Below are 10,735 nucleotides of genomic sequence, written 5' to 3' on the forward strand. Positions count from 1 at the left end.
ACATTCCATTTCTTCTATATATACATACATCTAAAATTTCTTGTCTTTTTTTACTTTACCTTTTGAATCATTTTGGCAACTTTAAGTACATGCTGCAAACTTTTCTTTGATTCATGAAAATCTAAACTGGCCGCCTGATTTCTGGCGATAATGACATAATCCATCTTTGGGTTGATTTCATCTTTCAGTTCCAAGAAAGATTGTCTAATATAGCGTTTAATTCGATTGCGGACGACTGCATTTCCGACTTTTTTACTAACGGATAGGCCGATGCGAAACTCCTCTTGTCCTTCTACTGGTAAAAAGTATAAAACAAATTGTCGATTCGCAAAGGATTTACCACGCTTAAATATTTTTTGAAACTCTGCATTTTTCTTTACTCGTTGACGTTTATTCATGATTCACCTGCTTCACCTTTACGCATTCTTTAAAGAAAGATTAAACACCTGCTTCGACTCGCGCCCAGTGTCGATGTTAATCACCCTTATAGTAAAGCTGCGATTTCACATCTTCCTCGGCATTCGCCTGCGTCGATGTTAATCACTTTCTTCGAAAACGATTTTCTCCACCTGATCAGTTGTTTCTTATAGGAAAAGAAAAAAAAGACCACTGATGCGGATCAGTGGACTTAAGCTGATAATACTTTTCTTCCTTTACGACGACGTGCTGCTAATACGCGACGGCCGTTTTTTGAACTCATACGTGAGCGGAACCCGTGTACTTTACTATGTTTACGTTTATTTGGTTGGTATGTGCGTTTCATTTATGTGACACCTCCTGAAAAATTGAAAGTCGATTTATCTACTACAGACAGTCTTGGATATTATATATAATTTCTGCCCTAAATGTCAATAGCAATTCGAAATATGCTTGTCCTTCAGTGTTTCTCCACATGGTTTATAGTTGTCCACAAACTTCATTCTTATTCGACAACGCCCTGTGGATAAACATTTTCAGCTATTTTTTCTATCCACAACCGTTATCTACAGGTTTTTCACAAACTCACTGGCTGTGGACAACAGGGCTGTGCATGAATATGCATTTTGTGGATAACCATCAAGAACGCTTGTAATTTCTCATTTTTTTTGATACGATATTTGTGTTTTACTCTTCAAAAACCAAAACGACTATTCAATGTTATCCACAACTGTTGATAATCTGTGGATAGCTTATCCCAAGACTCTTATTAACCTTTATCCACAGCTTGTGGTTTTGTGTATGACTATACATATAGATGTGTAAGATTGTCGATAAAAAATATTTTGAAAAAGGAGGTACGTTTTTGGAACATTTAGAAGAACTATGGTCGAGTGTTCTTGCTCAAGTAGAGAAGAAAATCTCGAAACCTAGCTTTGAAACGTGGCTCAAATCCACAAAAATGCTGACATATCAAGGTGATACTGTGACGATCGCTGCTCCAAACTCATTTGCACGCGATTGGTTGGATACACATTATGTTCACTTAATTGCAGGTATTTTAACGGAATTAACTGGTGAAGGCTTATCTATTCGATTTGTCGTTCCGAAAGATCAAAATATAGAAGATTTTTCACTTCCTAAACCTATTCTTCCTATGAAAGACCACGAGCAACCTGAGTTTTCTCCTGGTATGTTAAATTCAAAATACACATTTGATACATTTGTTATTGGATCGGGGAACCGTTTCGCTCATGCAGCATCTCTTGCAGTGGCTGAAGCACCAGCAAAAGCCTATAATCCACTGTTTATTTATGGTGGCGTCGGTTTGGGGAAAACCCATTTAATGCATGCGATTGGCCATTATGTACAAGAACATAACCCAAATGCTAAAGTAGTTTATTTATCTTCAGAAAAATTTACGAATGAATTTATTAACTCAATTCGAGATAATAAAACGGTTGATTTTCGCAATAAATACCGCAGCGTAGATGTTCTATTAATAGATGATATTCAATTTTTAGCTGGGAAAGAACAAACACAAGAGGAATTTTTCCATACATTTAATACCTTGCACGAGGAATCTAAACAAATTGTTATCTCTAGTGATAGACCACCAAAAGAAATTCCTACTTTAGAAGATCGTTTACGTTCTCGATTTGAATGGGGTCTAATCACAGACATTACTCCACCAGATCTAGAAACGCGTATTGCGATATTAAGGAAAAAAGCGAAAGCTGATGGCCTAGATATTCCTAATGAAGTAATGATGTACATTGCCAACCAAATAGATTCCAATATCCGTGAGTTAGAAGGGGCATTAATCCGTGTAGTAGCCTATTCTTCTCTAGTAAATAAGGATATGAATGCTGATTTAGCTGCAGAAGCATTAAAAGATATTATGCCGAATGCTAAACCTCGTAAAATTACAATTTTAGATATTCAAAAAACGGTCGGAGAGCACTTCCATATACGTTTAGAGGATTTTACAGCAAAGAAACGAACGAAATCTATCGCTTTTCCAAGACAAATTGCCATGTATCTATCTCGAGAGTTGACAAGTTTCTCTCTACCTAAGATTGGAGAGGAATTTGGAGGCCGTGATCATACGACGGTTATCCATGCTCATGAAAAAATTTCTACTCTATTAAAAGAGGATCAAGCTCTTCAACAAGACCTAAAACAAATTAAGAGTCTATTAACCAAGTCTTAACAACTGTGGATAACCCCACGTTAGTCAGCTTAGTTTATAGACAGGTTATCAACATGTGGATAGATTGATAGTGTTCAAAAAAGTGGACTTATCAACAAATCCACAGGCCCTATTACTATATCTATTATTCTTTTAAACATTAATAAATATATAAGCGAGGTATAATTGATGAAATTTGAAATCATGAGAGATCGGTTATTAGATGGATTAAATGATGTAATGAAAGCAGTTAGTTCAAAGACAACAATTCCAATTTTGACAGGAATAAAACTTGAAGTGACAGAAGAGGGATTACACTTAACTGGTAGTGATTCTGATATCACGATTCAAACATTTATAAAAGCAGAAGAAAATGGAGAACAAGTAATTCGAGTAATCGAAGAAGGAACGATTGTTGTCCAAGCACGTATGTTTAACGAAATCGTCCGTAAGTTACCAACAAACGATGTAGAAATAGAAGTTAATGAAAACTATCAAACGCATATTCGTTCTGGTAAGTCAGAGTTCCATTTAATTGGACTAGATCCTTCTGAATATCCATTGCTTCCAGAAATTCAAGATGATCGTCAGTTTGTAATTCCAGCAGACTTATTAAAATCAATCGTTCGTGAAACTGTTTTTGCTGTATCAACTTCTGAAAGTCGTCCCGTCTTAACTGGAGTTCATTGGGAAGTGAAAAATGGAGAACTAGTTTGTGTTGCTACAGACAGTCACCGTCTTGCTCGTCGTAAAACAACTTTAGACCAAATGCCTGAAGGGGAATATAGCGTAGTTATTCCAGGAAAGAGCTTAAATGAATTAAGCAAAATTATTGGAGACTCGTCAGAACCTGTTCATATTGTGATGACACAACAACAAGTGTTATTTAAAACTTCTGATGTATTATTCTATTCACGTTTACTAGAAGGAAATTATCCTGATACATCTCGTTTAATTCCTAACGAATACAAAACAACCGTTACAGTAAACGGAAAAGCTTTACTTCAAGCAATCGACCGTGCCTCTTTATTGGCTAGAGAAGAACGTAATAACATTGTTCGTTTTAGTTCTTTAGAAGGCAATGTAGTTGAAATTTCATCAAGCTCACCTGAAGTTGGGAAAGTAGAAGAAGAAATTCAAGCTACGTCGATTGAAGGAGAAGAGTTGAAGATTTCCTTTAGTGCAAAATATATGATGGATGCTTTAAAAGCTGTAGATGGTCAAGATGTAATGGTTCAATTCACAGGTGCAATGCGTCCGTTCATCTTAAAATCAGTTCATGACGATGCAATTTTGCAATTAATTTTACCGGTTAGAACTTATTAATAATCAACTATTTGAAGGATAGCCCTCTACTGGGCTATCCTTTTTTACTTATTAGAGAAAATGAAGTAAAATGAAGGGATAGACTAAAAAACGAAGGATGGATTTGCTTTGAAAAATCTTCAAATTGGAACGGAATATGTAACACTTGGCCAAATGTTAAAAATGACAGATGCAATCAGCTCAGGCGGAATGTCGAAATGGTTTTTATCAGAAAATGAAGTTTTAGTGAATAACGAAGTTGAGGTAAGACGTGGACGTAAGCTTCGAGATGGAGATCTTGTCAGCATCCCAGGAGTTGGACAATTCCGTATAGTGGAACAAACGAGCGGACAATAAGATGTTCATTGAAAGTCTTGAATTAACAAACTATCGAAACTATGAATCGTTAGAGTTAAGTTTTTCAAAAACGATTAATGTCTTGATTGGTGAAAATGCTCAAGGAAAAACAAACATTATGGAATCGATTTATGTGCTTTCTATGGCAAAATCACACAGGACTTCAAATGATAAAGAATTGATACGTTGGACTGAAGAATATGGTAAAATAAAAGGTGATGTTTTTAAAAAGTACGGTCGCTTGCCGCTTGAATTAACTTTGTCAAAAAAAGGCAAAAAAGCAAAAGTGAATCATTTAGAACAAAGTCGGTTAAGTGATTATATCGGCCAATTGAATGTCGTGATGTTTGCACCTGAAGATTTGCATTTAGTTAAAGGCAGTCCTCAAGTACGCAGACGTTTCTTGGATATGGAAATTGGGCAAATATCGCCTGTTTATTTACACGATTTACTAACTTTTCAAAAATTATTAAAACAACGCAATCATTTATTAAAAATGCATCAAGGTAAATCATCTTTAAATGATGTGATGTTTGATGTATATACAGATCAATATATTCAAGCAGCTGTCAGTGTTATACGTAAAAGATTTCAATTTATGGAACTTCTTCAAAAGTGGGCAGAACCGATTCATTTCGGTATTTCCCGGGGTCTTGAAAAATTAGAAGTTCGCTATAATCCTGTCAGCGGTCTTGATCAAGATAAAACGTTCGAGCAAATGGCTGATTATTTACGTCAAAAATTAGAAGCCAGTAAATCTCAAGAATTAGCGAGAGGTGTGACTTTAACAGGTCCACATCGCGATGATTTACAATTTTTTGTGAATGGCTATGATGTTCAAACATATGGCTCACAGGGACAGCAACGCACAACAGCATTGTCACTGAAGCTTGCAGAAATTGAATTAATTAAACAAGAAGTCGGTGAATCGCCTGTTTTACTATTAGACGATGTATTGTCCGAACTTGATGATTATAGACAGTCACATTTATTAAATACCATTCAAGGCGAAGTTCAAACATTTGTTACAACTACAAGTGTGGATGGTATCAATCACGAAACGATTACACAAGCAGCAATATATAATGTGAAGCAAGGACATGTGGATGAGGGAGCGTGAGTTTTTTGTATGTGGTTATCGGCAACTCAATTGTCGTCAAGTACAGCGAAATACTCACGATTTTAGATTTTCGTGAGATAAAGGAAGAGACAGAGAAGGACGCGTGGCTGCAAAATCCACGCACACGAGTCTTAACAGACAGACCTCGTGTAAAGTCTTTAATCGTCACTCCTTTTTTAACGTATGCTTCACCACTAAGTCCGCAGAACATTATGAAAAAAATTAATCTAATTCCAGGGGCAATCCCCTTCTGAATAATAGCGAGAAAACAGTAGGAAAGAGCAGGTGAGTTTAATGGCGATGGAAGAAAAAGAACTGCAAAAATCTTATGATGCTGATCAAATACAGGTATTAGAAGGTCTAGAAGCGGTACGTAAACGTCCAGGGATGTACATTGGTTCGACGAGTTCAAAAGGTCTTCATCATCTTGTATGGGAAATCGTTGATAATGCGATTGATGAAGCTTTAGCGGGTCATTGTGATGAAATTGCCATCACAATTGAAAAAGACAATTGGATTAAAGTTGAAGATAATGGCCGTGGTATTCCTGTCGATATCGAAAAGAAAATGGGACGTCCTGCTGTTGAAGTTATTATGACGGTTTTGCACGCTGGCGGTAAATTTGGCGGTGGCGGATACAAAGTTTCTGGTGGTCTTCATGGTGTAGGTGCATCCGTTGTTAACGCACTTTCTGAAGTTACAGAAGTTTATGTTCATCGTGATGAAAAGCTTCATTACATCAAATTTGAACGTGGAGACGTAACACAAGAATTATCGGTAATTGGCGAAACGGACAAGACAGGTTCAACCATTCGTTTTAAAGCAGATGCAGAGATATTTACTGAAACAACTGTTTACGAATATGATATTTTAGCTAACCGTCTACGTGAATTAGCTTACTTAAACCGAGGTTTACGTATCGTAATTTCTGATGAACGAGAAGAAGAAGTTCGTACAAACACTTATTACTACGAAGGTGGTATTAAGTCATATGTCGAGCATTTAAATAAATCAAAAGAGCCAATACATGATCCAATTTATATTGAAGGCGAAAAAGATGGGATTTCTATTGAGATTGCCTTGCAATATAACAGTGGTTACTCATCAAATATATTCTCGTTTGCTAATAACATTAATACCTATGAAGGTGGAACGCACGAATCTGGATTTAAAACAGCGTTAACACGTGAAATCAATGATTACGGTCGTAAAAACAACTTGCTGAAAGACGCAGATACTAATTTATCTGGTGATGATGTGCGTGAAGGCTTGGTTGCCATTGTGTCAATTAAACATCCGGATCCACAATTTGAAGGGCAAACGAAAACGAAATTAGGAAATTCAGAAGTTAGTACGATTACTAACTCTTTATTTTCTGGAGGATTTGAGCGTTTTATGCTTGAAAATCCAGTAGTTGCTCGTCAAGTTATTGAAAAAGGTTTAATGGCTGCACGCGCACGTGTTGCTGCTAAAAAAGCACGTGAATTTACACGTCGTAAATCAGCTTTGGAAGTATCAAGTCTTCCTGGTAAATTAGCGGACTGCTCATCCCGTGTTCCTGCAGATAGTGAATTGTACATTGTTGAGGGTGACTCGGCTGGAGGTTCTGCAAAATCTGGCCGTGATCGTCACTTCCAGGCAATTCTTCCACTTCGAGGAAAAATATTAAACGTAGAAAAAGCTCGTCTGGACCGTATTTTAGGAAATACAGAAATTCGTGCCATGATTACTGCACTAGGAACAGGAATCGGTGAAGAATTCACACTTGAAAAAGCTCGTTATCATAAAGTAGTGATTATGACCGATGCCGATGTTGATGGTGCGCATATTCGTACGTTACTTTTAACGTTCTTTTTCCGTTTCATGCGTCCGTTGATTGAAGCAGGTTATGTGTATATTGCTCAACCTCCTTTGTTCCAAATTAAACAAGGTAAAAATGTTGAATATTGTTACTCAGATAAACAACTTCAAGAAATTTTAGAAAGACTTCCTAAACACCCGAAACCAGGTATTCAGCGTTACAAAGGTTTAGGAGAAATGGATGCAACTCAATTATGGGATACGACAATGGATCCTTCAGTTCGCACATTGTTACAAGTGAATTTAGAAGATGCTATTGATGCTGATGATACATTCAATCGATTAATGGGGGATGAAGTAGAACCTCGTCGTCTATTCATTGAAGAAAATGCAATTTACGTGAAAAACTTAGATATTTAATGCCAAGTGAAGGGAGGTTGCCTGTATGTCAGATATTCCGAATAGTGGAGTAAAAGGAATTAATATCAGCACTGAAATAAAAACGTCATTTCTTGATTATGCAATGAGTGTCATTGTTTCACGAGCACTTCCAGACGTACGTGATGGATTGAAACCTGTTCACCGTAGAATTTTATATGCGATGCAAGGTATGGGGAACACGTCTGATAAGCCTCATAAGAAATCAGCACGTATTGTTGGAGATGCAATGGGTAAATACCATCCGCATGGTGATAGCTCAATTTACGACACAATGGTACGTATGGCTCAACACTGGAGTTACCGTTACATGCTAGTTGATGGACACGGAAACTTTGGATCGGTAGATGGAGATGCTGCAGCAGCAATGCGTTATACCGAATCGCGTATGTCAAAAATCGCTATGGAATTACTTCGAGACATTAATAAAGATACAATTGATTTCAAAGACAATTATGATGGTCAAGAACAAGAACCTGTTGTACTACCTAGTCGTTTCCCTAACTTATTAGTGAACGGTACTTCAGGGATTGCGGTTGGGATGGCAACAAACATTCCACCTCACCAACTAGGAGAAACGATTGACGCTGTTTTGGCACTTGCTGAAAATGCATCAATAACTACTGAAGAACTGATGGAAATTATTCCAGGTCCAGACTTCCCTACAGGCGGTATCATTTTAGGAAGAAGCGGGATTCGTCGTGCTTATGAAACTGGTAGAGGCTCTGTTATCATTCGAGGAAAAGTTGAAATTGAACAAAAATCGAGTGGTAAAGAAGTGATTTTGGTTCACGAACTACCTTTCCAAGTGAATAAAGCTCGTCTTATCGAAAAAATTGCTGAGCTAGTGCGTGATAAAAAGATAGATGGTATTACTGATCTTCGTGATGAGTCAGACCGTAATGGGATGCGTATTGTTATTGAAGTACGTAAAGATGCAAATGCCAATGTATTACTTAACAACCTTTATAAACAAACATCTCTTCAATCTAGCTTCGGTGTGAACATGCTTGCACTAGTGGATGGCCAACCAAAAGTACTTGGATTAAAAGAGATTTTATATCATTACTTAGAACATCAAAAAGTGGTAATCAAACGCCGTACTCAATTTGAATTAAACAAAGCAGAAGACCGCGCACATATTTTAGAAGGGCTTCGTATTGCTCTGGATAATATTGATGAAATTATTGCGTTAATCCGTAGATCGCAAACTGGTGAAGAAGCAAAAAATGGTTTGATTGAACAATTCCATTTATCTGATCGACAAGCTCAAGCAATTCTTGATATGCGACTACAACGCTTAACAGGTTTAGAACGCGACAAAATTGAAGCTGAGTATCAAGAATTACAAAAGCTGATTGCTGAATTAAAAGCTATTCTTGCTGATGAATTTAAAGTCATTCAAATAATTCGTGAAGAGTTAAATGAAATTAAAGAGCGTTTCAATGATACACGTCGAACTGAAATCACAGCTGGTGGAGCTGAAATGATGGAAGACGAAGACTTGATTCCACGTGAGAATTCGGTACTGACATTAACTCACAATGGCTACATCAAACGGTTGCCTGTTAATACGTACCGTAGCCAAAAACGTGGCGGACGTGGTGTGCAAGGAATGGGTACGAATGAAAATGATTTCGTAGAACATTTATTATTCACGTCAACACACGACACGATTTTATTCTTTACGAACACCGGAAAAGTTTATCGTGCAAAAGGATATGAAATTCCTGAGTATGGTCGTACAGCTAAAGGATTACCTCTCGTAAATCTATTAGGTGTCGATAAAGAAGAGAAAGTTACCGCAATGATTCAAATGGCATCATTTGAAGAAGATGCGTACTTCATCTTCACGACACGCTTAGGAGTAACGAAACGTACCCCAGTTAGTGGTTTTGCCAATATTCGTGCGAATGGTCTTATCTCAATCTCTTTAAGAGAAGACGATGAATTGATTTCTGTGCGATTAACAGATGGTAAAAAACACATCATCATTGGAACGCGTAAAGGGATGCTCGTGCGTTTTGAAGAAACAGATATTCGTTCAATGGGACGAACAGCATCTGGAGTTCGAGGAATTCGTTTACGTGAAGACGATCATGTTGTCGGCATGGAAATCTTGGAACCAGGTCAAGAAGTATTAGTCGTAACAGAAAATGGGTACGGGAAACGTACTCCTGAAGAAGAATATCGTTTGCAGTCTCGTGGTGGTGTTGGTATTAAGACAAGCCAAATCACAGATAAAACAGGTCCATTATCCGCAGTGAAAACAGTGGATGGGTCAGAAGATTTAATGTTGATTACGATTAACGGTATGTTAATTCGAATGGATGTTAGCAGTATTTCTGTAACAGGCCGAAGCACACAAGGAGTTCGCTTAATTCGATTAGGCGCTGAAGAACTCGTGGCAACTGTCGCAAAAGTAGAAAAAGCAGAAGATGTAGAAGAATATGATGAAGATGGTGAAGAAGGAACTACTATAGTAGGTAATGGAGAAGAAACTTCTGAAGTGAATGGGGAAGAATCAATCACTGATTTAAGTGAAAATCCACCAACTGAACCTGAAACATCTGAAGAATAAGAGAAGGAAAGGATTAAGGTGCATAAGCGCCTTAATCCTTTTTGTTTACTCTATAATTAGAAGTAGGACACATAAAACTGTTTCTAATCACAAGAGAATAATAGCTTACCTAAAGATTATGTGGTCACCATCATCCGCAAAGAACAGGGAATGGAATACTCTAATGGTGAAAGGGAGGATGACGTGCGATTATCAACTCTGTCGAAAATACGCTATTAATATTAAAAGTTCCGCATGAGGAAGAACGGAAAGTTTCTAAATGTAGAGATTATTTAGTGAGATTTCGTTGTTTTCATACCATATGTAGCACAGGGGTTTCGACTTGAAATTAAATACTTTAAATATCAAAAAGAAATTGTATAAATCTCTGAAATACTGTTGACACTTGTGTGGGAAATTGTTATTATAAGTGAGTCGCCAAAACAAGTGACAACATAAAACACCAAATGAACCTTGAAAACTGAACAGCAAAACGTCAACTAACAAGCGGAACGCACTTCGGTGCCGGAAGCATAAACGTTTTCTT

The 10,735-nt window shown here is 37.2% G+C and carries 8 protein-coding genes; 6 read left to right on the forward strand and 2 right to left on the reverse strand.

The window, feature by feature from the left end; translation table 11 throughout:
- Window positions 1–50: 50 nt before the first annotated feature.
- Together rnpA and rpmH are read right to left on the reverse strand one after the other, a co-directional pair.
- The gene (rnpA, locus tag WBG45_RS00325) at window positions 51–398 is read right to left on the reverse strand and encodes a ribonuclease P protein component (RefSeq protein WP_024536289.1); all 348 of its coding nucleotides are present in this window, start codon (window positions 396–398) and stop codon (window positions 51–53) included.
- A gap of 230 nt (window positions 399–628) precedes the next feature.
- On the reverse strand, window positions 629–763 hold the full coding sequence (gene rpmH / locus WBG45_RS00330; RefSeq protein ID WP_016428940.1) for a 50S ribosomal protein L34: 135 nt from the start codon (window positions 761–763) through the stop codon (window positions 629–631).
- Window positions 764–1,282: 519 nt separating this feature from the next.
- Between rpmH and dnaA the strand changes: the two genes are divergently transcribed.
- The 6 genes from dnaA to gyrA all read left to right on the forward strand — a co-directional run bounded on the left by dnaA (window position 1,283) and on the right by gyrA (window position 10,209).
- The gene (gene dnaA / locus WBG45_RS00335) at window positions 1,283–2,629 is read left to right on the forward strand and encodes a chromosomal replication initiator protein DnaA (RefSeq protein WP_024536290.1); all 1,347 of its coding nucleotides are present in this window, start codon (window positions 1,283–1,285) and stop codon (window positions 2,627–2,629) included.
- A 168-nt stretch (window positions 2,630–2,797) separates the two neighbouring features.
- The gene (dnaN, locus tag WBG45_RS00340) at window positions 2,798–3,934 is read left to right on the forward strand and encodes a DNA polymerase III subunit beta (protein ID WP_424411815.1); all 1,137 of its coding nucleotides are present in this window, start codon (window positions 2,798–2,800) and stop codon (window positions 3,932–3,934) included.
- 108 nt (window positions 3,935–4,042) lie between these two features.
- Window positions 4,043–4,270, forward strand: coding sequence for a S4 domain-containing protein YaaA (gene yaaA / locus WBG45_RS00345; protein WP_424411816.1), 228 nt, complete (start codon window positions 4,043–4,045; stop codon window positions 4,268–4,270).
- A 1-nt stretch (window position 4,271) separates the two neighbouring features.
- Window positions 4,272–5,390 carry a DNA replication/repair protein RecF gene (gene recF, locus WBG45_RS00350; RefSeq protein ID WP_424411817.1) on the forward strand — a complete coding sequence of 373 codons (1,119 nt, stop codon included), beginning with the start codon at window positions 4,272–4,274 and terminating at the stop codon, window positions 5,388–5,390.
- 294 nt (window positions 5,391–5,684) lie between these two features.
- Complete coding sequence (gyrB, locus tag WBG45_RS00355; RefSeq protein WP_424411818.1) at window positions 5,685–7,610, forward strand: DNA topoisomerase (ATP-hydrolyzing) subunit B; 1,926 nt, start codon at window positions 5,685–5,687, stop codon at window positions 7,608–7,610.
- A 25-nt stretch (window positions 7,611–7,635) separates the two neighbouring features.
- A complete protein-coding gene (gyrA, locus tag WBG45_RS00360; RefSeq protein WP_424411819.1) occupies window positions 7,636–10,209 on the forward strand; it encodes a DNA gyrase subunit A in 2,574 nt (857 codons plus the stop codon).
- The last annotated feature ends 526 nt before the right edge of the window (window positions 10,210–10,735 follow it).

The sequence above is a fragment of the Paenisporosarcina sp. genome, from assembly GCF_049671445.1.
In the GTDB taxonomy this organism is placed as follows: Bacteria; Bacillota; Bacilli; order Bacillales_A; family Planococcaceae; genus Paenisporosarcina.